16 protein-coding genes and 1 pseudogene are annotated in these 23,271 nt (G+C 49.2%); 11 read left to right on the top strand and 6 right to left on the bottom strand.

What is annotated here, in order from left to right:
* Nucleotides 1-94 precede the first annotated feature (94 nt).
* The 4 genes and pseudogenes from leuD to leuA form a co-directional block, all read right to left on the bottom strand.
* Nucleotides 95-697: a 3-isopropylmalate dehydratase small subunit gene (leuD, locus tag VP504_RS09165; protein ID WP_325890918.1), complete on the bottom strand. Its 603-nt coding sequence runs from the start codon at nucleotides 695-697 to the stop codon at nucleotides 95-97.
* Between the two features lie 20 nt (nucleotides 698-717).
* Nucleotides 718-2,112 (bottom strand): annotated as a pseudogene (leuC, locus tag VP504_RS09160) (3-isopropylmalate dehydratase large subunit); the annotation flags it as partial.
* A gap of 39 nt (nucleotides 2,113-2,151) precedes the next feature.
* A complete protein-coding gene (leuB, locus tag VP504_RS09155; RefSeq protein WP_325890917.1) occupies nucleotides 2,152-3,240 on the bottom strand; it encodes a 3-isopropylmalate dehydrogenase in 1,089 nt (362 codons plus the stop codon).
* A gap of 2 nt (nucleotides 3,241-3,242) precedes the next feature.
* The gene (gene leuA / locus VP504_RS09150) at nucleotides 3,243-4,799 is read right to left on the bottom strand and encodes a 2-isopropylmalate synthase (RefSeq protein WP_002537717.1); all 1,557 of its coding nucleotides are present in this window, start codon (nucleotides 4,797-4,799) and stop codon (nucleotides 3,243-3,245) included.
* 453 nt (nucleotides 4,800-5,252) lie between these two features.
* Here leuA and VP504_RS09145 point away from each other — a divergent pair, with 453 nt between their 5' ends.
* The 10 genes from VP504_RS09145 (at nucleotide 5,253) to VP504_RS09100 (ending at nucleotide 18,530) form a co-directional block, all read left to right on the top strand.
* A complete protein-coding gene (locus VP504_RS09145) occupies nucleotides 5,253-5,897 on the top strand; it encodes a TetR/AcrR family transcriptional regulator (RefSeq protein WP_325890916.1) in 645 nt (214 codons plus the stop codon).
* A complete protein-coding gene (locus VP504_RS09140; RefSeq protein WP_325890915.1) occupies nucleotides 5,894-7,225 on the top strand; it encodes an efflux RND transporter periplasmic adaptor subunit in 1,332 nt (443 codons plus the stop codon). The genes VP504_RS09145 and VP504_RS09140 overlap by 4 nt, the downstream gene beginning before the upstream one ends.
* Complete coding sequence (locus VP504_RS09135) at nucleotides 7,222-10,338, top strand: efflux RND transporter permease subunit (RefSeq protein ID WP_325890914.1); 3,117 nt, start codon at nucleotides 7,222-7,224, stop codon at nucleotides 10,336-10,338. The genes VP504_RS09140 and VP504_RS09135 overlap by 4 nt, the downstream gene beginning before the upstream one ends.
* An 89-nt stretch (nucleotides 10,339-10,427) precedes the next feature.
* Nucleotides 10,428-10,934: a phosphatase PAP2 family protein gene (locus VP504_RS09130; RefSeq protein ID WP_325890913.1), complete on the top strand. Its 507-nt coding sequence runs from the start codon at nucleotides 10,428-10,430 to the stop codon at nucleotides 10,932-10,934.
* A gap of 28 nt (nucleotides 10,935-10,962) precedes the next feature.
* Complete coding sequence (locus VP504_RS09125) at nucleotides 10,963-12,099, top strand: MJ1255/VC2487 family glycosyltransferase (protein WP_325890912.1); 1,137 nt, start codon at nucleotides 10,963-10,965, stop codon at nucleotides 12,097-12,099.
* A gap of 336 nt (nucleotides 12,100-12,435) precedes the next feature.
* Nucleotides 12,436-13,383 carry a transcriptional regulator LeuO gene (gene leuO, locus VP504_RS09120; protein ID WP_325890911.1) on the top strand — a complete coding sequence of 316 codons (948 nt, stop codon included), beginning with the start codon at nucleotides 12,436-12,438 and terminating at the stop codon, nucleotides 13,381-13,383.
* A gap of 306 nt (nucleotides 13,384-13,689) precedes the next feature.
* The gene (locus VP504_RS09115; RefSeq protein WP_325890910.1) at nucleotides 13,690-15,486 is read left to right on the top strand and encodes an AMP-dependent synthetase/ligase; all 1,797 of its coding nucleotides are present in this window, start codon (nucleotides 13,690-13,692) and stop codon (nucleotides 15,484-15,486) included.
* Nucleotides 15,487-16,007: 521 nt separating this feature from the next.
* Nucleotides 16,008-17,726, top strand: coding sequence for an acetolactate synthase 3 large subunit (locus VP504_RS09110; protein WP_325890909.1), 1,719 nt, complete (start codon nucleotides 16,008-16,010; stop codon nucleotides 17,724-17,726).
* On the top strand, nucleotides 17,726-18,223 hold the full coding sequence (gene ilvN, locus VP504_RS09105; protein WP_002537707.1) for an acetolactate synthase small subunit: 498 nt from the start codon (nucleotides 17,726-17,728) through the stop codon (nucleotides 18,221-18,223). Before VP504_RS09110 ends, ilvN begins: the two co-directional genes overlap by 1 nt.
* A 154-nt stretch (nucleotides 18,224-18,377) precedes the next feature.
* Complete coding sequence (locus VP504_RS09100) at nucleotides 18,378-18,530, top strand: hypothetical protein (RefSeq protein WP_325890908.1); 153 nt, start codon at nucleotides 18,378-18,380, stop codon at nucleotides 18,528-18,530.
* Nucleotides 18,531-18,616: 86 nt separating this feature from the next.
* Here the strand turns inward: VP504_RS09100 and pykF are convergent, their stop codons facing one another.
* Nucleotides 18,617-20,029 (bottom strand): pyruvate kinase PykF, encoded by a 1,413-nt coding sequence (pykF, locus tag VP504_RS09095; RefSeq protein WP_325890907.1) that lies wholly within the window; start codon nucleotides 20,027-20,029, stop codon nucleotides 18,617-18,619.
* A gap of 642 nt (nucleotides 20,030-20,671) precedes the next feature.
* On the opposite strand from pykF, the gene VP504_RS09090 reads away from it, so the two are divergent.
* Nucleotides 20,672-22,111: a transporter substrate-binding domain-containing diguanylate cyclase gene (locus VP504_RS09090; RefSeq protein WP_325894011.1), complete on the top strand. Its 1,440-nt coding sequence runs from the start codon at nucleotides 20,672-20,674 to the stop codon at nucleotides 22,109-22,111.
* Here VP504_RS09090 and VP504_RS09085 read toward each other — a convergent pair.
* Nucleotides 22,108-23,001 carry a GGDEF domain-containing protein gene (locus VP504_RS09085; RefSeq protein ID WP_325890906.1) on the bottom strand — a complete coding sequence of 298 codons (894 nt, stop codon included), beginning with the start codon at nucleotides 22,999-23,001 and terminating at the stop codon, nucleotides 22,108-22,110. The genes VP504_RS09090 and VP504_RS09085 overlap by 4 nt on opposite strands.
* Nucleotides 23,002-23,271 lie beyond the last annotated feature (270 nt).

Raw genomic sequence — 23,271 nt, 5'->3', positions numbered from 1 at the left:
TCTAAAGCCTAAGACCTTTTAATCCATCATTTTCTTTCTGATACGACAAAAAAAGCCGACTCAATGAGCCGGCTTGTTCATAAGTTAGGAGCGATCACGCCAAAAACGAGGGGATCTTACTTTCGTATTCTGCGATCTTTTCTTCGTGTTGCAGCGTCAAACCGATGCTGTCTAGGCCATTCAGCAAGCAGTGACGGCGGAACTCGTCGATTTCGAACGAGTAAGATTTACCACCCGCTGAAACGGTTTGCGCCTCCAAATCCAGCGCGATCTCCGCACCTTCATTGGCTTCCACAAACTTAAACAGTTCGTCGACTTCTGCTTCAGTTAGCTTGACCGGCACCATCTGGTTATTGATGGAGTTACCGTAGAAGATGTCCGCAAAGCTTGGCGCGATCATCACTTTGAAGCCGAAATCAGCCAGTGCCCAAGGTGCGTGCTCACGGGATGAACCACAACCGAAGTTCTCGCGTGCCAGCAGCACACTTGCGCCTTTGTAACGTGCTTGGTTCAGCACGAACTCTGGGTTGTCTTGTTGGCCTGCATCATCCAGAAAACGCCAGTCGTGAAACAGGTGCTTACCAAAACCTGTGCGGGTCACTTTCTGCAAAAACTGCTTTGGAATGATGGCATCAGTATCGACGTTTGCTGCGTCCAGCGGCGCCACCAAGCCTGTGTGTTGTTTAATTCCTGACATGGTGGTCTCCTTAGTAAAAAGCTGTTCACATCAACGAAGTGACCGGCTACGGCTGCAGCAGCTGCCATCGCTGGGCTCACCAAGTGAGTGCGGCCTTCACGACCCTGACGGCCTTCGAAGTTACGGTTACTGGTGGATGCACAGCGCTCTTTTGGCCCAAGGCGGTCATTGTTCATCGCCAGACACATAGAGCACCCTGGTAGACGCCATTCAAAGCCAGCTTCGACGAAAATCTTGTCCAGACCTTCTTGCTCTGCTTGTGCTTTGACTTGCTCGGAGCCAGGAACCACCAGCGCCTGAACGCCTGCTGCCACTTTACGGCCTTTGGCGACAGCCGCTGCGGCGCGCATGTCTTCGATACGTGAGTTGGTGCAAGAGCCGATAAACACTTTATCGATGGCGATATCAGTGATTTTCTGGCCGGCTTCGATGCCCATGTAGCGAAGCGCACGCTCTGCAGAGTGACGCTCGATAGGGTCGCTAAAGCTCTCTGGTGCTGGAACCACATCGTTCACACCCACTACCTGGCCTGGGTTGGTGCCCCAAGTGACCTGGTTGGAGATGTCCGCGGCTTCCAACGTGACGATGGTGTCGAACTCAGCGTCAGCGTCAGTTTTCAGGCTATTCCAGTATTCAACTGCCGCATCCCAGTCTGCGCCAGCTGGCGAGAACTTGCGGCCTTGCAGGTATTCAAAGGTGGTTTGGTCCGGTGCAACCAGACCCGCTTTCGCGCCCAGCTCGATCGCCATATTACAGACTGTCATGCGGCCTTCCATGGTCAAATCTTCAATCGCTTGACCACAGAACTCAACCACGTGACCGGTACCACCTGCGTGGCCGACTTTACCGATGATCGCGAGAACGATGTCTTTCGCGGTCACGCCTTCATCGACCTTGCCTTTGACTTCAATCTTCATGGTCTTGGCACGGCCTTGCTTCAGGGTTTGAGTCGCCAGTACGTGTTCAACTTCAGAGGTACCGATACCGAATGCCAGTGCACCAAACGCGCCGTGGGTTGCAGTATGGGAATCGCCACAAACGATGGTGGTGCCCGGCAGGGTAATACCCAGCTCAGGACCCATAACGTGAACAATACCCTGATAAGGGTGGTTCAAATCGTAAAGGGTGACGCCGAACTCTTCACAGTTCTTTGCCAGTGTTTCCATCTGAATTTTTGCCATCTCGCCCGAAGCATTGATGTCTTTGGTCTCAGTGGAAACGTTGTGATCCATGGTCGCGAAGGTTTTAGAAACCTGACGCACTTTACGACCGTGCTGACGCAGGCCATCAAATGCCTGAGGAGAGGTCACTTCGTGGACCAAGTGACGGTCGATATACAGCAACGGGGTTTCGCCCGGTGCTTCTACGACGATATGCGCGTCGTAGATTTTTTCGTAAAGGGTTTTTGCTGACATTGCCCTGTCTTCCTTAATAATTATGTGCTTCCAGTGCGCTTAGGCTTCGCTTACATACGCTGCAATCTTATCACCCATTTCGGATGTGGTCAGCGGGGTCGCATCGCCAGCCAGGTCAGCCGTTAGCTCGCCGGCTTCCAGTGCTTGGCTGACCGCAGCTTCGATAGCGCGTGCAGCGTCTTCTTCGCCAAGGCTATAGCGCAGCATCAGAGCGGCAGACAGGATTTGCGCCACTGGGTTGGCAATGTTCTTACCTGCGATATCCGGTGCAGAACCACCTGCTGGCTCGTAAAGGCCAAACTTGCTGTCGTTCAGACTTGCGGATGGCAGCATACCCATGGAGCCGGTGATCATCGCACACTCATCGGAGATGATGTCACCGAAGATGTTAGAACACAGCATCACGTCAAACTGTGCAGGGTCTTTAATCAACTGCATGGTCGCGTTGTCGATGTAGATGTGTGACAGCTCAACATCTGGGTAGTCTTTCGCGATTTCTTCGACCACTTCGCGCCAAAGGATAGAGCTTTGCAATACGTTCGCTTTATCTACTGACATCACCTTTTTGCGGCGAAGACGCGCAGACTCAAACGCAATGCGCGCAATACGCTCGATTTCATAGCGGTAGTAAACTTCCGTGTCGAACGCTTTCTCTTCTGCGCCAGAGCCTTCACGGCCTTTAGGCTGACCAAAGTAAATACCACCGGTCAGTTCACGTACCACTACGATGTCAAAACCGCGCGCAGAGATATCCGCACGAAGTGGTGAGAAAGCTTCAAGGCCGGCATGAATCTGCGCGGGACGAAGGTTACAAAACAGTTGGAAATGCTTACGCAGTGGCAACAGCGCGCCACGCTCTGGCTGTTCATTAGGTGGCAAGTGTTCCCACTTAGGACCACCTACTGAACCAAACAGCACCGCATCAGCCGCTTCACACCCTTTCAGGGTTGCGTCTGGCAGCGGTGTGCCGTGGTTGTCGATGGCGATACCACCGACATCGTATTCTGTTTTCTCAAAGCTAATGCCAAATTTAGCGCTTACGGCATCAAGAACTTTGTGGGCTTGTTGCATCACTTCCGGGCCAATACCGTCTCCCGGTAGAACGGCAATCTTATAGGTGCCTGCCATGGTTACACTGTCTCCATTTTTAATGTTGCTTGTTCTTTTATTTGCGCGATGCGGTCAGCGCGGTAAATGCTGTTAATCACATGCAGCAATGCCTGACCTGAGGCTTCAATAATGTCTGTTGAGACGCCCGTACCGTGGTACTTGCGACCTTTGTAGTTAGCGATGATATCTGCCTGACCCAAGCCGTCTTCCCCTTCGCCTTTGGCGGTCAGGTCAAACTTGTCCAGCACAATGTCATAGCCGGTAATGCGGTAAATGACCTGATACAAGGCATCAACTGGGCCGTTACCAATCGCAGCGTCGCTGACTTCTTCATCGCCACACTGCAGGCTGACGGTTGTGGTTGCCATCACGCTGCCGCTTTGTACGCTCAGATACTTCAGCTTGTAGAAGTCATCTTCTTCTTGCAGATTGTTGAAGAACATCAAAGCTTCCAGATCATAATCGAAAACCTGGCCCTTGCGGTCTGCCAGTTTCAAGAAAGATTCGTACAAGTTGTCCAGATTATAGTCGTCGTCACTGTAGCCCATGGTATCCATGTGGCTCTTCACCGCCGCACGGCCTGAACGGCTGGTCAGGTTCAGCGCTTTTTGACCCAGACCAATCGACTCTGGCGTCATGATTTCGTAAGTGTTCTTGTTCTTCAGCATGCCATCTTGGTGAATACCAGAGCTATGGCTGAATGCGTTGGTGCCGACAATCGCTTTGTTGGACTGAATAGGCATATTACACAGCTGGCTGACCATCTTACTGGTGCGGCTGATTTCTTTGTGATTGATACCTGTTTCCACGCCTAACAACTCGCCGCGGGTTTTGATGATCATCGCAATCTCTTCCAGCGCACAGTTACCGGCACGCTCACCGATACCGTTGATGGTGCCTTCAATCTGGCGCGCACCTGCTTGAACTGCAGCAATCGAGTTAGCTACCGACATGCCCAAGTCATCGTGGCAGTGAACCGAAATCACTGCTTTGTCGATGTTTGGTACGCGGTTGAACAGAGTTTCGATGATGCCACCGAACTCACCCGGTACGGTGTAACCCACAGTATCAGGAATGTTCACCGTGGTTGCGCCTGCTTTGATGGCTTCTTCCACCATGCGGCACAGGTTATCAATCGGCGTACGGCCTGCATCTTCACAGGAGAATTCCACGTCATCCGTGTAACGACGAGCGCGTTTGACGGCATTCACACCCATTTCAACAACCTGGTCGTAGCTACGGCGCAGTTTGTCCTGAACATGAATAGTAGAAGTGGAAAGGAAAGTGTGGATACGAAACGCTTCAGCAACTTTGAGGGATTCAGCGGCGACGTCGATATCTTTATCGACGGCACGGGACAAAGCACAAATACGGCTATTCTTGACCGATTTAGCGATGGTCTGGACGGATTCAAAATCACCCGGGCTTGAAACAGGGAAGCCAGCTTCAATCACATCCACACCCAGACGCTCCAACGCCAGTGCAATCTGCAACTTCTCTTTTACAGTCAAACTGGCGGACAGCGCTTGTTCGCCGTCGCGTAAAGTGGTGTCAAATATGATGACTTGGTCTTTCATGGTCGTTCCCTCATGTGCCGTTATTAGGTTGTACTCCGCACCTTTGGCAGGTCATACAAAAAACCCGCGCCTTGGCGCGGGTTTCGTGTGTCAGGTGAAAACTGTTTTCAATCCATGACCTACCCGCGCGAACAATTCACGAGAAGTAGAAGGTCTAGAAGGAAAATGCGTTTCATCATTTGTAACAGTTCTCTAAAGATGTCTGCACAAATGAATACCAAACAGCTTACTAAAGCGTCAATATCAAATTAGAAAATAACAAGAAAGCGTCACTCATAATGTTAACTGTGGTTTAAAAAACTGCTTTTTTAGTAAAAAACCAGAGTATTCATCTGTGGTTATTTTTTGAACGGAAATTCATCACAATCCTATGATCTAGGGAATTAAATTGTGCGAAAAGAGACCAAACAGGGAGTAGTATAAATTCAACGCTGATGAATTACGGATGATGCCATGACCAAAAAGCCGGGTCGACCATTGGGAGGCTCTGATGCAAGAGCTGCGCTGATCAGCGAAGCCCAACGCTTTTTCCACAAACAACCCTACCACAAGGTATCGACACGCCGTATTACAGAAAATGCCGGTGTCGACGTGGCGATGATCCGCTATTACTTTGGCAATAAAGCAGGCTTGTTTGAGGCCATGGTCAGAGAGACAGCGGCGCCGATGATCACCCGAATGCGTCAGGCGGTTGAAGAAGGGAAAATTGAAAGCCTCAATGATGTCGTCACAACGTTTTACCGCGAGATGTCTACAGGGCCTAATCTACCCACGCTGATCTTCCGTAGCATGATGCTGGATGAAGACGATCAGCAACGACAGGTGGTCGAAAAGCTGTTTCAGGACATTCTCTTGCCCCTTCATCAATTACTCTTTCAGCGTCTACAGGAAAAAGGCGCTTTGAGAAAAGACATCGATCCGGAACTGGCACGAATGAGCTTCTCAAGCTTGATGGTGTTTCCATTTATCATTCCCACAGCGCTCGCTGACATTCAAGGGATCACCATGGACAGTGCTTTTCTGGATAAACTCGCCAAACACAACGCCGCACTGCTGCAACAGGGAATTTTCAAGGTTCAGGGAGACAACACACTATGACACTTCGCCGTAAACTGCTTTTCTTCCCAGCGCTGGCAGTAGGAATCGCTGTACTTTTCTTCGCGATTAACAGCAGACCTGATGTGCCCGTGAAACCCGCGCAGTCTAAAGCGCGGGCTGTGGATGTTATCACCTTGCAGCAATCTGATATCGCCCCTGTGGTCACAGGTTTTGGCCGGGTGACACCGAAGCTTACCTGGCAGGCAATTGCGGAAGTGAACGGCAAAGTGATTTACCGCAATCCTGCTTTGGAAAAGGGTAGGGTGTTGCCCGCGGGTACTGAGCTATTACGCATCGACCCGACTGACTATCAACTGGCGGTTGCACAGGCTCAGGCGGATGTGAGTGTTCGGGAAGCGCGGTTGGCAAAGCTGTCGCTCGACGAAAAGAATCTGAAAACCACGTTGGCAATTGAACAACGCAGACTGGCCCTTAGCCGTGATGAACTGACGCGACAAAAGAACTTGCGCCAGAAAGGGTTAACCTCTCAGTCAGACTTAGACAATGAACAGCAAGCTTTCCTTTCCCAGCAAACCCGTGTTCAGGATCTTGAAGCTCAGCTCAAAGTCCTACCGGACGAAAAACGCATCACTGAATCAGAACTTGAAGCGAGCAATCTGGCGCTGGAACAAGCCCAGAGAAATCTCGATAAAACCCAAATCGTTTTGCCCGTCGACAGCCGCATTGCGGAAGTAAACATCGAACGTGATCAGGTTGTTACGCCACAACAGGTGATGGTGATCGCCCATGGGCTTGGTGCGGTAGAGGTAGATGCGCAGGTCTCCATTCATGACATGCAGACGGTTTTTGACACCTTAAACGGCGAGCAAAGCGAGGGTTTTGCCGAGAAACTGCATCAGCTCAACGCGAGTGTGAACCTTTCCAGCGGCAGCTTTAAAGAGGAATGGCCTGCCAAGGTGGCGCGTCTCAGTGATACCGTCAGCCTGAATCAGGCGACGGTCGGCGTTATTCTCGAAATTGCATTGAACGAAGAGCAAAAACAGGGAATTGCCGCCCAGCCAAGTCTGGTTAATGGCATGTTTGTTAAAGCGACGATTGAAGGAAAACCCGTTTCCCATTGGGTGATCCCAGAGCGTGCCCTTCGCGGTGACAAGATCTATCTGATGGAAGACGGTGCGTTGAAAGTGATGCCGGTAACCATTTTGTTCAGGCGTGGAGAGAGCGTCGCGATCGCCGGGGATCTGAAAGCGGGTCAGCAACTGGTACTGAATGATCTTCTACCCGCCGTGCCAGGCATGGAGCTTCGCGCGGTGACCCCAAACGGTGATGTGGTAGAAAGCAATGTGGTGAACGGGGAGGCATCATGATCCGTTTTTTCGCCCGTCATCCGACAGCCGGTAACTTACTGATGCTAACGTTGATCCTTCTTGGATTAACTTCACTGCCACAACTCAAGCGTGAAACCTTTCCGGAATTTGCGCCGCCTTTTATTCTCGCCACGGTAGTGTATCCCGGTGCCAGCCCTGAGCAGGTAGAGCAAAACATCTGTCTGTTGATGGAAGACGCGGTTGATGGTCTTTCCAATATTGTTGAAACCCGCTGTGAAGCGGTGGAAGGTTCGGCAGGGTTAGTGGTGAAGCTCGATGCCCAAGCTGATATCTCCCGCATGCTGGTGGACATCCAAACCCAAATCAACGCCATCAACAACTTCCCGAGCGATATTGAACCCCCTGTTGTGCGTGAGTTGGATTGGAATGAACCCGTGGTAGATGTAGCGATTGCTGCTGATACCGATTGGGTGGGGCTCAAAGCCTACGCAGAGGATCTCAAACAGACACTTAAACGTGATTACGATGTCCCCTTGGTCAGTGTGGCGGGCTTTTCGGGCAAGCAAATCCGCATCGAAGTGCGAGAGAGTGCACTTCGCCAGCTGGGGTTAAGTGTTTCTGATATTGCCGCTCAGGTCAGTGCGCAGAACATTAACCTCCCTAGCGGTAATGTTGAGCTTGATAACAAGAGCCTGCTGATACGCTTTGACGAAAGACGGATTGCCGCTGACACATTGGGGCAAATAGTGGTTGCCGCAGACAGCGACGGCGGCGTGATTCGTCTGCAGGATATCGCCACCCTGACCGAGCGCTTTGAGCTGGATGAACAACAGGTATGGTTTGATGGCAAACCTTCTGCGCTGCTTAAAATCAGCAAAAACAAAGCTGATGATGCCCTTCGCATTAAAGAAAAAGTCGCGCAGTTTGTTGATGACGAACGGACCCGTACCCCAAATGGCGTGACGCTCAACCTTACCAATGATTTCTCGTCGCTCCTTTGGGATCGCCTGACCATGATGACCCGCAATGCCTGGCAAGGGGTGATTCTGGTATTTGGTGTGATGTGGATGTTCTTTTCGTTGCGCTATTCATTCTGGGTAGCGGCAGGCTTGCCAGTTGCTTTCCTCGGCAGCTTCTTTTTGATGGCGCAACTTGGGCTTTCCATCAACATCATGTCGCTGGTCGCGCTCCTAATGGCTATCGGTATCATGATGGATGACGCCATTGTGATATCCGAATCCATCGCATCACACATCGATCGGGGACAGAAACTCGAAGAAGCAGTAGTCAACGGGGTCAAGAAGGTACTTCCAGGCGTAGTGTCTTCTTATCTCACTACTGTGTGTATTTTCGGGAGTCTGATCTTTTTGCAAGGAGAGATGGGAGCGGTACTCCGGGTAGTGCCTATGGTGTTGATCCTCGTGCTCACACTTAGCCTTATCGAAGCCTTCCTTATTCTGCCGCATCATTTACAGCATTCACTGGCGAAAGCCAAAGCGCCAAAGCCAGATTTGGCTTTCAAACGCATCTTTCTCGAGAAGTTTGAAGCTTTCCGTGCCGGCAAACTGGCTGAGTTGGTGCAGAGTGCGGTCAAGTGGCGTTATCCCTTTGTGGGTGGTGTAATTGCGATGCTGTTGATCTCGATATCTTTGCTGGCATCGGGTCAGTTACGTTTCGTCGGTTTTCCTGAATTGGATGGTGATATAGCTGAAGCGAGGGTCATCCTCCCGCCGGGGTCGTCATTGGCGCAAACAGAGAAAGTGGTCGAAGTCTTGGTCGCATCAGCCAATCGGGTCAGTAAGCGTTGGAGCGAAGAAAAAGAAGGCGGACAGCCGCTGATTGAGCATATCACCGAGCAGTTCAACTTTAACGCCGATGCTGATGAGAGCGGCCAACATATTGCGACCGTCAGACTGGATTTGCTCAGCGCAGAAACACGGAACAGCCTTATTGATGAATTTCTTGCTGAATGGGAAAAGGAAACCGGTGTTTTAACCGACCCTATCTCAATGGTATTCAAGCAACCCGCGATGGGACCGGGAGGGCGCGACTTTGATATCCGCCTGCAGCACGATGATCTGGATGAACTGAAGAGTGCCTCTATTGCGATTCAACAGTTTATTGGCCAGTTTCAGGGGGTATCCGGTGTGTTGGATGATATGCGTCCCGGTAAGGAAGAAGTGAAAGTTACGCTACGTCCCGGTGCGGAAGCCTTTGGCGTAAACGGCCAATTGATTGCAAGGCAGCTTCGTGCTGCTTATTTTGGTCAGACAGCAGATGAAATTCAGGTTGGTCCGGAAAGTATCGAGATTGATGTGCGACTTGATGGCGACGATGCTGCCAGCCTGCAAAGCTTCGCCAACTTTCCGATTGTCCTGCCAGATGGCAGTCAGGTGCCGCTTTCCACCGTCGCTGAGCTCAATTACCAGCGTAATTTTGTTCGTATCCAGCGTATTGATGGCTTACGGACCCTAAGTGTTTACGGTGATGTGGTACAGAGTCAGGTGAGTATCGGTGATGTTCTGGCGCAACTGAAACGCGATGTGGTGCCTGATTTGGAAACGCAATATCGGGGGCTACGTGTATTGTTTGAAGGCCAAAGTCAGGACACGGCTGAGACCAGTCAATCTATGAGCATTGGCTTTGCGCTGGGATTGTTCGGGATATTCGTGATACTGAGTTATCAGTTCCGTAGCTATCTAGAGCCTTTTGTGGTGTTAATCGCTATCCCGCTCGCTTTGATTGGTGTGCTCTGGGGGCATTGGTTACTAGGGCATCCGCTCAGCATGCCAAGCATGATGGGTTTTGTGTCGCTGGCCGGCGTGGTGGTGAATGACTCCATCTTGCTGGTGCAATATATCCGTCACCACTTGGATGAAGGTGAAGATATTTATGATGCTGTTGTGCGAGCCAGTCAGGAACGGTTTCGTGCTGTTTTCCTGACATCATTGACCACGGCAGCGGGTTTGTTGCCGCTGCTATTGGAAACCAGTTTACAGGCTCAGGTGGTGAAACCTCTCGTTATCTCGATCGTGTTTGGGATTTTCACTTCGACATTGCTGGTACTGTTTATGATACCGGCGGCCTATGCCATATTGGCGGACTTCGGCAAAGTGAAAAAACATGAGTCTCTGCACGGAGATTTCGCTTAAAAGTTCATCAAGTCGTCTGCAAAGCGTCATGGGACTGTCATTCCTCGCCCCTAATCTGAATCGGTAACGTGAAGAATTGGAGCAGATGAATGCGGAGTCTCGTCGCTATCCAAAGGGTGGATAATGCCGTGTCCACCCTTTGCCTTAATCACCGTTTCAGTGCGCATATCGCGAGGATTTTCCGTTGGGTCTCCAAAAGTGGAGACGGACACCTTTACGCCGCCATTGGTGTATTGCTAGCGCTTTTCGGAGGTATGCAAGGGCTACATTTCCTGGTAGTGGGCCTGATGGCATTCGCTATTGAAGTGCCTCTTTTTATGTGGCTGAAAAGACGTTTCCGCCGAGCAAGACCACAACATCTTCCTTCATTTATTACACCGTCAGATCTCTATAGCATGCCTTCCGGACATACGGCAGCTGCATTTGTGATGGCGGCATTGCTAAGTCACTTCTATCCCGAGTTTAGTCATGTTTACTGGGGCTGGGCTGCTGCTATTGGCGCTTCCCGAGTGTTACTTGGCGTTCACTTCATCACTGACGTCTTCGTCGGAGCCCTGCTTGGACTGGCCTGCGCATCATTGGTTTTGATGGTCTGATTGCCAGGTAACAACATAGAGAACCAGCATGAATATACTTTATGGCGTGCAAGGCACGGGAAATGGTCATATTTCACGTGCGCGTGCGATGGCAGAAGCCTTTGCCAGGCTGCCACATGTAGAGGTGAAATTCCTCTTCTCCGGGCGACCCGCGTCGGAATATTTTGATATGGGGGTGTTTGGGGATTATGAAGTTCGCCGTGGGCTCACCTTTGTCAGTGAGGCGGGGAAAGTCAGCATGCTGAAAACCGCGTTGAACAACAGCTTGGTGTCGTTTGTCCGCGAAGTGCGCGAGCTGGATGTGTCGGGCTATGATCTGGTGGTTTCTGACTTTGAGCCATTAACAGCACATGCTGCGAGGCGACATGGCGTGCCAACGGTGTCTGTCAGCCACCAATCTGCTTTTGCTTATGACGTGCCAAAGCATAGTCAATCTCTGCTGGATAAGGTCATCATGCGCCATTTTGCGCCGACGGAAACTAAAATCGGTTTACACTGGTACCATTTTAACCAACCCATCCTACCACCCATTATTGATCTTCAAACGGTAGAAACCTCTAAAAGTGGTACCATTTTGACGTATCTTCCGTTTGAAAAACTGGAAGAGGTTATTGGAGTGCTACAACATTTTACGCAACGCTTTATCTGCTTCCATCCATCCTGTCAGGAAGCGAGAGTGGAGGAGAATGTGGATGTCCGTCCATTGAGTAAGGCTGCTTTCCACAAGGTATTGGCAAGCTGTGACGGTGTCATTGCCAATGGTGGGTTTGAACTGCCTTCAGAGGCATTATCGCTGGGCAAGAAGTTGCTACTTAAACCGCTAAGTGGTCAGTTTGAGCAGCAAAGTAATGTTTCGACACTCGATACACTGGGGTTGGCAACTTCAATGGAATCACTGGATTTGGATACGATTCGTGAATGGTTGAAGCAGACAGAAAGCAGTCGCGTCAAATACCCAAACGTTGCTTCAGAACTGGCAGCATGGTTGGGGGAAGGAGATTTGAGCACCCTGCCTTTGCTTCGAGAATCCCTTTGGTCGCAGGTATCATTTCCAGAGCATGTTACCGATCTTTTGTCAGATTTCTGGCCTCAAAAGACCCGGAAGAGAGCCATGTTCAGCATGAGGCTGCCGTCACAGACAAATAAAAGTTTGCGTCAGCATTGATGAGGTGAATGTGTAACTAACAAGGTTTTTGGTTGTATTTTTTAGAACTAAGAGGCTGTTTATCAGTCTCTTTTTTATTTTATTTTTAGGTTTTTACCATTTCCGTCACACATGATTTTATAACAATTTACTGGGGTGTATTTATCCGATCATGTTACTAAGTTGGTGCCTTGGTTAGCGTGTATTCAGTTTCACTCATTATGCTGGGGCATGAGCAAGCTAAGTTGCCTGACTGATGTCTTTCGACCCTTTTCAATTTAAATACTCATTTTCAGGGTCGTTCGGTGTTTTGGGTGGCGGACGCTATACATTTACTCCTTCCTTTAGGGTTTTGCTATGACGCAGAAAGAGTCGGTTAACAATATTGAAAACCGTACGGATACGACGTTAAGAAGTGTTGATCTCAATCTCATCACTGTTTTTGATGCAGTGATGCAAGAACAAAACATTACACGCGCCGCACAAAGTCTAGGCATGTCACAACCAGCGGTGAGTAATGCAGTGTCGCGTCTTAAAGTGATGTTCAACGATGAGCTGTTTGTTCGAAATGGCCGCGGCATTAAACCTACACAACGCGCCCGTCAGTTATTTGGCCCGATTCGCCAGGCGATCCAGTTAATCAAGAATGAGTTGCCGACCTCAGTCTTTATTCCTGAAACCAGCAACCGTACATTCCGTCTGGCAATTTGCAGCCCATCAGACATGCGTTTTGTTCCACAAATCCTGAACACGATTTCTTCCGTTGCACCAAGCGTGAAGGTTCAGGTAGAGACGGAATTTGATCGTGATATCGCGCGTAAGCTGCGTTATCAGGAAGTGGACTTTGTGATTGATTACCTTCATTTCAACGAGTCGGGCTTCAGCAGCACAGAAATGTTCAATGATGAGCTTGTCGTGGTGGCGAGTAAGAATCACCCACGTCTTACTGAAAGCATTACCGCGAAAGAGCTGGCATCTGAAGCGCATGCAGTACTTAAACGCAATGGTGAAATGCAGGGTTACGCAGAAGCACTTTACCGTGATGGCCGTTACCGCGAAGCGTACCAGGGCGTTAGCTTGAGCAACATCCTATACGTGGTTAGCCAATCACAGTTGGTGGCTGTGGCACCTCGCTGGATGATCGAAGCAGGCCACAATCGCGATAACCTCAAGATGCTGCCTCTGCCGCTCGATACCAACCGTATTAGCGGCTACCTGAGCTGGCATGCGTCTGCAGAAAAAGACAAAGGTCACCTATGGATGCGTGACCAATTGCTATCTATTTGCGGTAATTCGCTCGCGTAGCTTATCCCAGACATTGGTGCAAAAACCGGCGTTGGCCGGTTTTTTTACGCCCTCTATTTATTGTCAGAATTACAGCCTGTTACAACTTTTCTGGTAGTTGAGAGAACATGTGTACTCTGAAATTGACAGTGGCCTTCAAATGCATTGTCTATATTTTATGCTTTCTACATGTGCTTTTTCTTGTATTTGACGGGGGAGCTATTACACTGCCTTCGGATTTTTAGCTTACAAGTGTTAGCTAAGTTTTTATCGTCGTTCCCCCCACGCATTCATAGGGGACGCAACCACGTGCTGAGAGAGAATTAAATGGCGCTGGAACTTCATATCGTTAACCGAATCCGTGAGCAGGTAAAAGCTCAAGGCGACAAGATCGCGCTGCGTTTCCAGCAAGGAAATAGCTGGGGCGAAATGAGCTGGCGTCAGTTCGGTGAGCGCATTGATACAGCTTCTAAAGCGATGCTGGTATCTGGCCTCGCTGTTCAGGACAAAATTGGTATTTTTGCCAACAACTGTGCGGAGTGGAGCATAGCGGATGTCGCTGCTCTACAGGTGCGCTGTGTGCCAGTGCCAATTTATCCAACCAATACAGCTGAACAGGCTGCCTATATCCTGCGTGATGCAGGTGTACGTATTCTGTTTGTTGGCGATCAATCGCAGGCTGATGCGGCGATGTCGATTGCGTCTAGCTGCCCAGCGCTGGAAAAGATTGTCAGCTTTGATGACAACGTTGATTTTGCTAGCCATGAAATGGGCCAAAGCTGGGAAGCTTTCCTACAAACTGCCAATGACAACGTAGAGCAGGAAATGCTGGTGCGTATTTCAGACGCTTCAATGAGCGATCTGATGACATTGATCTATACCTCAGGGACCACAGGCGAGCCAAAAGGGGTGATGCTTGATTACGCCAATGTAGCAGCCCAGATTGAAAGCCACGATAAGGTGTTGGGGATCAGTGAGAACGAAGTATCTCTGGCATTTCTGCCGCTGTCTCACGTGTTTGAGCGTTGCTGGAGCTTTTATGTCCTGCACCACGGTGCGACCAACTGCTACCTGTCTAACACCAATGCCATCCGTGAAGCGCTTCAGGAAGTAAAACCTACCGTAATGTGTGCGGTTCCGCGATTTTACGAGAAGATATACAGCGCCGTACACGAGAAAGTGGCGACTGCCAGTCCGGTGAAAAAAGGTATGTTCCGCGCAGCGGTGTACATCGGTAACCTGATGGCGGAAATCACCCGCAAAGGCAAGAAGCCAGCACCTTGGCTGAAAACCGCTCACCGAACTGCGGATAAGTTGGTATTGAGCAAACTACGCCAGCTTCTGGGTGGCAATATTACTATGATGCCGTGCGGAGGCGCGAAGCTTGAGCCAGCTATTGGCCGTTTCTTCCACGCGATTGGTGTGAACGTGAAACTGGGCTATGGCATGACCGAAACCACGGCGACGGTTTCTTGCTGGGACAGTGCGAGTTTTGACCCGGACTCCATTGGCATGGCAATGCCAAATGCTGAAGTGAAAATTGGCAACAACAACGAGATTTTGGTGCGTGGCCCTATGGTCATGCGCGGCTACTACAATAAGCCAAAAGAAACAGCAGAAACCTTCACAGCTGATGGCTTCCTGAAAACCGGCGATGCTGGCCATATTGATGCGCTGGGTAACCTATTTATTACTGACCGCATCAAAGAGTTGATGAAAACCTCCGGCGGTAAATACATTGCGCCTCAGATGATTGAAGGTAAGCTGGGCAAGGACCACTTCATCGAGCAAATCGCGGTGGTCGCAGACGCACGTCATTTTGTATCTGCCTTGATTGTGCCTTGTTTTGAATCGCTGGAAACCTGGGCGAAAGAGTTCAACATCAAATACCACGATCGCATGGAGTTGATTAAACACAGTGAAGTGGTAGCAATGTTCGAAAAACGCGTTGAAGAGCTACAAAAAGAGCTGGCGAAGTTTGAGCAAGTGAAGAAGTTTACGCTGTTACCTTCAGAGTTCTCCATGGCACAAGGTGAATTGACGCCTACCCTGAAGCTGCGCCGTAAGGTGATCCTCGAGCGCTACAAGAAGCAAATCGAAGCCATGTACAAGAAGCACCGCTGATTTGTTTTCACTGAAAAGCCCGGCCGAAGAGTCGGGCTTTTTTATCGCATCCTTTTGCGTATTCCTGCTTTGGAACTGGTGTTAAAGTGTCTTTAATGTGCTACTTCAATTGAATTCTGTCGGTAACAGCCAAAAACATACTTTTTTCATGCCTCATTTTTCTTGGTGAGCGAACACTAAATATCGCCAAAAAGGAACTTTTCAGCAGTGAATGCTAATTCAGGTATCTATAGTAGAGTCTTTAGTGACGAAAGTTTATCCAATCAGAGTATTACTGGGAATCTGGGTTAAGCGATAGACATATTTGCTAACAAAGCGTTAAAGTTGTGGTGCTCAAGAGGCGGTGAGTTGCTGTTTGCAGCAGCCATCAAAATAGCCCTTGAGTGGAAGCTTTTTTGATTCTTGTTACGACCGGAGTCAAAAGCATAGCTGGCATGGATTGGCGGCAAACAGGTAGTCACGCCGACATCCATCTCTAGGCTACAAATAAGTCCTAAACTATGCATACATGGAGGCATATAGTGGAAATGTTGTCAGGAGCCGACATGGTCGTTCGTTCGATGATCGACCAAGGCGTAAAACATATATTTGGGTATCCGGGCGGATCGGTTTTGGATATCTATGATGCACTGCATGAGAAAAGCGATATCGAGCACGTTCTCGTTCGCCACGAGCAAGCAGCTGTTCACATGGCCGATGGCTATGCCCGCGCAACTGGCGAGGTCGGCGTGGTACTGGTTACCTCAGGTCCAGGTGCAACCAATGCCATTACCGGTATCGCAACTGCGTATTACGATTCAGTCCCAATGGTTGTTTTGTCCGGTCAGGTAATGAGCAACCTGATTGGTAACGATGCCTTCCAGGAATGTGACATGGTGGGTGTTTCCCGTCCTATCGTAAAACACAGTTTTCTTGTGAAAAACACTGAAGACATTCCAAAAGTCATCAAAAAAGCCTTCTATTTGGCGTCAACCGGCCGTCCAGGTCCTGTGGTTGTTGATCTGCCAAAAGATATGCTGAACCCAGCAAATAAATATCCTTACGAGTATCCGGAAAGCATGTCCATGCGTTCTTACAACCCGACAACCTCGGGTCACAAAGGACAAATCAAGCGTGGTTTAAAAGCACTGCTTGAAGCGAAAAAACCGGTTCTGTATGTGGGTGGCGGCGCTATCATTTCTGAATGTGGCGAGCAGATTAAAACGCTGGCAGACACACTGAATATTCCTGTTATCAGTACGCTGATGGGCCTTGGTGCTTATCCGGGTACGGGTGATAAATCGCTGGGTATGCTAGGCATGCACGGCACGTACGAAGCCAATATGGCGATGCACAATGCTGACCTGATCTTCGGTATCGGTGTCCGCTTTGATGACCGTACAACCAATAATCTTGAAAAATACTGTCCAAATGCCAAGGTCATGCACATCGACATCGATCCTTCGAGCATTTCAAAAACTGTTTCGGCTGATATCCCAATCGTAGGCTCGGCGGACGTGGTACTGAACACCATGTTGAAGATCCTGACCGAACAGGGGGGCACGAATGATGAAACAGCGCTCGACGCTTGGTGGAACAACGTCAATGTATGGCGTGAGCGTCAGTGTCTGGCTTACGAAACGAACAACGAGCGCATCAAGCCGCAACAAGCGATTGAAGCGGTTTACAAGCTCACCAATGGCGACGCATACGTGGCATCGGATGTTGGCCAGCACCAAATGTTTGCTGCGCTTTATTATCCGTTTGATAAGCCCCGTCGCTGGATTAATTCTGGTGGTCTCGGCACCATGGGCTTCGGCCTGCCTGCTGCAATGGGCGTGAAGTTCGCGATCCCTGATGCAGAAGTACTGTGTGTCACCGGTGACGGCAGTATCCAGATGAATATTCAGGAACTGTCGACGGCGTTGCAATACGATATCCCCGTCAAAATTATTAACCTCAACAACCGCTTCCTCGGTATGGTGAAGCAGTGGCAGGACATGATTTATCAAGGTCGTCACTCTCATTCTTATATGGATTCGGTGCCTGATTTTGCTGCGATTGCAGAAGCTTACGGTCACGTAGGTATCCGCATCAGTGATCCGGCTCAACTGGAAAGCGAACTGGCACGTGGCCTGGCGATGAAAGACAAACTGGTCTTCTTCGACATCAGCGTGGATGAAACAGAGCACGTTTATCCTATGCAGGTCCGTGGTGGTGCAATGAATGAAATGTGGTTGAGCAAGACGGAGAGAACATAATGCGCAGTATTGTATCGATTTTGATGGAAAACGAACCGGGCGCATTGTCTCGTGTAGTCGGCCTGTTTTCACAGCGTGGCTATAACATTGAATCTCTGACGGTTTCCCCGACAGACGATCCAACGCTTTCCCGTCTGAACATCACGACCACCGTAGTTAAAGCGTCAGAGCGTGAGCAGATTGAGAAACAACTGCACAAGCTGATTGACGTGTTGAAAGTGAGCAATGTGACCGAGTCAGAGCATATTGAGCGCGAACTAGCGATGGTGAAAGTGAAAGCGAGCGGCTTTGCCCGTGCAGAAGTGAAGCGTACTGCTGACATTTTCCGTGGCCAGATTGTAGACGTGACTAACTCGCTTTACACTGTGCAAATTGCAGGCTCAAGCGACAAGATTGAAGCCTTCATCGCAGCGATGAAAGATGTCACTGACATCATCGAAGTGGCACGCAGTGGTGTTGTAGGCATTGCACGTGGTGAACGCGCACTGCGTCAGTAAAACTGACAAGCGATACCAGTAAAAACCGACAAGAGCCGTCGGTTTTTTTGTGTCTGATGGGCTGCTGGAAGATGCTCTCGGCTTGTGACTTTCTGCCCGAAATGTATACTCCCGGAGTACAAGAAAAACAAAATAAACCCAAGAGAAAGCCGTTGTGTTGCAAACCATCAATAAGTATTTGGTGAGAGTGACAACCTTGTCTCTGGCTGTCCTGACCATTAAGGTCGGCTGGATTTATCTGGTGCCGATGGCGGTACTGATGAACACTCACCGCAATGAACTGATTCCATCCAGATTTAAGAAGTAAAAGCCCAAAGAAACAGAATTTTAGCCCGAGCGCTAAAAACAAAAAAGGAGCCAATTGGCTCCTTTTTCATGCTCGGTACGGTTCGATTACAGAACGTGTACAGATGCAGTGTTAGTCGTACCAGAAGCAACCAGTGCGCCTGAAACCATAACAACGATGTCGCCTTTTGCAGCCAGACCTGACTCCAGAGCGATTTCTTTACCACGACGGTAGAATTCGTCAGTATTTTCGAACTGGTCAACAACCACTGAAGTCACGCCTTTGCTCAGGCAAAGTTGCGCAGCCGTTTTCTCGTTGATGGTTACAGCGATGATGTTTGCAGTTGGGAAGTATTTGCGGATAGAACGCGCAGACTTACCCGCTTCAGTAGCAACAACGATCAGAGGAGCACCCAGCTTCTCAGCGGTGTCTACTGCGCCTTTACATACTGCTTCAGTGATACGCAGGCGAGAGCTGTCCAGACGTGAGCCCAGTTCAGCTTTCAGTACTGCATCAGTACGCTTAGCAATTTGTGCCATGATGGTCACAGCTTCAACTGGGTATTTACCCTTCGCAGTTTCACCAGACAGCATCACTGCGTCAGTACCGTCCATGATCGCATTTGCAACGTCGCCCGCTTCTGCGCGAGTTGGACGTGGGTTCTTGATCATTGAATCCAGCATTTGAGTTGCAGTGATAACCACTTTACGTGCGCGGTTACATTTCTCGATCATCATCTTCTGAGCGAAGATAACTTCTTCAGCTGGGATTTCTACACCCAGGTCGCCACGTGCAACCATAATGCCGTCAGACAGCTCCAGGATCTCGTCGAAGTTATCAACGCCTTCCTGATTTTCGATTTTAGAGATGATTTGGATGCTCTCGCCGCCGTTTGCAGCCAGGAGCTCACGAATTTCTTTAACGTCAGACGCTTTACGGATGAAAGAGGCCGCGATGAAGTCAACGCCTTGCTCACAACCGAATACCAGGTCACCTTTGTCCTTTTCAGACAGCGCAGGTAGGTTGACAGAAACGCCTGGCAGGTTAACGCCTTTGTTTTCACCCAGATCACCGTTGTTCAGAACTTTACAGATAACGTCAGTTTCTGTGGTTTCCAGCACTTCCATTTCGATAAGGCCATCATCAACCAGGATAGTGTTACCTGCAGCCAGATCTTTTGCGAAACCAGGGTAGGTTACTGCAACGCGCTCTGCGTTACCTACTACTGAAGCATCAGTAGTGAAAGTGAAAGTTTGACCTGCAACCAGAGAAACATCGTTGCCGCCTTCCAGCTTGATGGTGCGGATTTCAGGACCCTTGGTATCCAGCAGGATAGCAAGTTGCTTGCCGCTGTTTTCCATTACCTGGCGCAGGTTAGAGATGCGCGTGCCGTGCTCTGCGAAGTCGCCGTGCGAGAAATTCAGGCGCATTACATTCATGCCTGCATCTGCCAGCTTAGTCAGCATCTCTACTGATTCGGTTTTTGGTCCAATCGTACAAACGATTTTGGTCTTTTTCATGTAGGGTTCTCTCCGGTCGAACTTTTACTACCCAAGGGATAAATGTCACTGTAGCCACGTTATTCAGGCTCTTGTGTTTTGTAATAAAACAACAAGCTACTGTGTGATGAGCGGCAATATTGCCAGGTGCTCTTACAGCGTTAATACAGATTCATGCCACATAATTGTGTTGTCCAAACGCAGATTCGCTTGGACAACACAACTCATCGATGAAAGCGGGCACAAGTATACATGCTTTATATGGCGGAAATTTGATCATAGGCAATGGAAAAAGGGTTATTCCAACCTTCCTTCCACGTTCCACCCAAATGATACAGCCAAGTGCCTTTTTCAGGGCCGTAAATTTACCACATAAACTTATCTAGATCACTAATCAGCAACGATTAGATAAAGAGCAGTGAACATCAGTAAACATTGGGTTGAATGCGTCAAAAGATAGCTCACTTAGCGAGGATCATGCCTGAGTTTTTTTGAAAAAAAATGACATTATTTCGTTGTGCCGTAAGCGTTTTACGAAATTTTTCATCAATTCATGGATCTATATCCCGCTCTGACTATTCAATCGTTAAACAATATGTGGTCTGTTGATTAATTTTTGCGACAATGTTGGCACTGATTCATCTGGAGGAAAAGCTGCCTTTGATGCATTTGCTTCGGTTATGCCGGTTCGTGTGTGGCGTTGTGGTACTCGCACTGGGGATCTCCCAGTCGGTTGCGTTGGCTGAAACGGATAAAGACACCATCATCGTAACGAATTCTCATAGCTGGAAGCCATTTGCTTTTTCGGAAAATGGCATCGCCAAAGGGTTGTTGGTCGACTACTGGAAGTTGTTTTCAGAGATTAATAATACACCTGTTGAATTTGCTCTCTCAGACTGGAACGACTCTTTAGTTGCCATGCAAGAAGGCGGACGAATAGTACACGCCGGTTTGCTCTACTCAGAATCCCGCGATAAATATCTGGATTACGTTTTTCCCCTCTTTGAAATTACCACCACCCTCTATGTGGTAAACGATAGCGAAGAGCTGAAAACACAGGGCGTGGTGCCGGGTATGGTGATTGGTGTGGTAAGCGGCGGCTTTGAAGAGGAATATCTGAAGATGCGCTACCCATTGGTTGCCACTATGGGTTTTGATAACAATGCTGCGCTGATTCAGGCCGCGAGGAATGGCAAAGTCAAACGCATGTTGGTGGACACGCAGGTCGCTACTTACTACTTGCTTCAGCAGGAGAATTCGCTGGGATTCGTGCCTATCGAGCGTATGTACAAGAAAATGCTGTATGCCGCCGTGCCAGCAGGCAATGAGTTACTGATGCGTGAAATCGAAAGCGGTATAAAGAATATTCCTCCTCATGAAATAGACCGCATCAAACAGAAGTGGCTTAACACCAGCAGAACCACGAAAATCCCCGGCTGGCTTTGGCCTTTCATGGGATCAGCGCTTTTACTTGGTGCAGCTAGCTACATCCTCTTGCTTAAACAGGCAGTCAATCGCAAAACCCGGGCCCTTAAGGCGCTGAACAGCAAACTTGAAGAATATGCGTTTACGGATTCCTTGACTGGACTGATGAATCGACGCGGCCTAGATAGGGTTTTCGCGAGCAAGCGTGTAAAAATTATGCTCAAGCGTGGTCAATTGGGGGTGTTGATGCTTGATGTTGACCATTTCAAGAAAATTAACGACAAATACGGCCACCTGAAAGGTGACGAAGTGCTGAATGATTTGAGTAAGGCGCTTAACAACTATCTGCGTGAGGCTGTGGCTATATCGCGTATTGGGGGCGAAGAGATTTGCTTGTTGCTACCTGCAGAAGACTTTCACGACCTAAAAGTAAACGCTGACTATATATGTAGCTTTATTGTGCCACAGGCTTCTCAGGACGGCATCGGTTTAACCGTGACAGTATCTATCGGGGCGTTGTTGGTGGATAAAGATGGAAAGGAAACGTCGCTTGAGGCGCTGCTGCATCACTCAGACCGCTTGATGTACCAAGCCAAAGAAGCGGGGCGTAACAGGGTGATGCTGGGCTGCCTTTCCAGCCAACAGCATCATAGATATTCAAATCCGGTTAGTGTTTAGCTTTTATCATCAGAGGGCTCGTCGTAATTTATCACTCGGTTACGTCCGGTTTTCTTTGCAGTGTAAAGCGCTTCATCTGCACGTAAACTGGCTGACAGAAAATCTTCTGTTGCGTCGAGCGCTGTCGCGCCAATGGATATAGTGCAACTGATGGAAAGAGGCTGTGAATTAGGGTGACTGACCCGCACTTCGCAGTCTTCCACCTCCTGTCTTAGTTGCTCTAATCTCAAGGTGGCTTCGGTTTGGTTATCCGCCCAGATAAGCAGGGCAAACTCCTCCCCACCAAGACGGAACGCATACTCATCCGGTGCGGTGAAATCTTCAACTTCTTGAGCAAAACGACGCAATACAATATCGCCAACCGGATGGCCAAAGGTGTCGTTGATACGTTTGAAGTGATCGATATCTGCCATAGCAAGATACTGGCGACGCTGTTGGGCAGCATGGCGTTCACTGAACAAATCCAGCAAATAACGGCGGTTGTAAAGATTGGTGAGGTCGTCCCGGTTTGCCATATCACGCAAGGTGCGTTCACGACGGATTTGGTCGGTCACAACACTCACAAACGTACACATGGCTTTTTCACCATACCAGTCAATCACTTTGTCAGTGATTTCTGCGATCATCGGACTCCCTTTCAAATCCGTATGATTAATCACTTCCGGTGACGTTGGGATCCCGGTTTCCATCGCATGATTGTAACGGCGCTGAGCTTCTGGCCAGTGTTCCTCTTCAAAGAGCACACGGATCGAAGGCAGACTCAGCACGTCTTCTGCACTCGCCATTCCACTGAACTTGGCGAATGCGTTATTGGCATACTTAGGAACAAAGTTTATGTGTATAACGCAGGGATTGGGGTGGATGTCGAGTATGTCTTTAAAATCTGGCATCGCGTGGAAAAAGTGCTGGTCATAAATTTAATGTGAAAGTTATCACTTATCAGTGTAAAAACTGAGATGTGTTTCAAGAATTTTGAATTGTCGTTAGAAACTAATCATTTGTAAGTCAGTTGTCTTACATCTTTGTTTGTAGTGAGGCGAAAAACTATCATTCCGCTCAATACCGATACGGCTTTATCACTGTCCGGTTTTCCTCATTTTTTCACCTAGATCTGACAAAATGGCAGGTTATTTTCGGTTGGAAAAGCGAATGACTGCTAG

This window comes from Grimontia sp. NTOU-MAR1 (assembly GCF_035758505.1).
Classification (GTDB): Bacteria; Pseudomonadota; Gammaproteobacteria; order Enterobacterales; family Vibrionaceae; genus Enterovibrio; species Enterovibrio marinus.
Note: the sequence above shows the minus strand (reverse complement) of the source record. Positions and strands in the feature narration are given on the sequence as shown.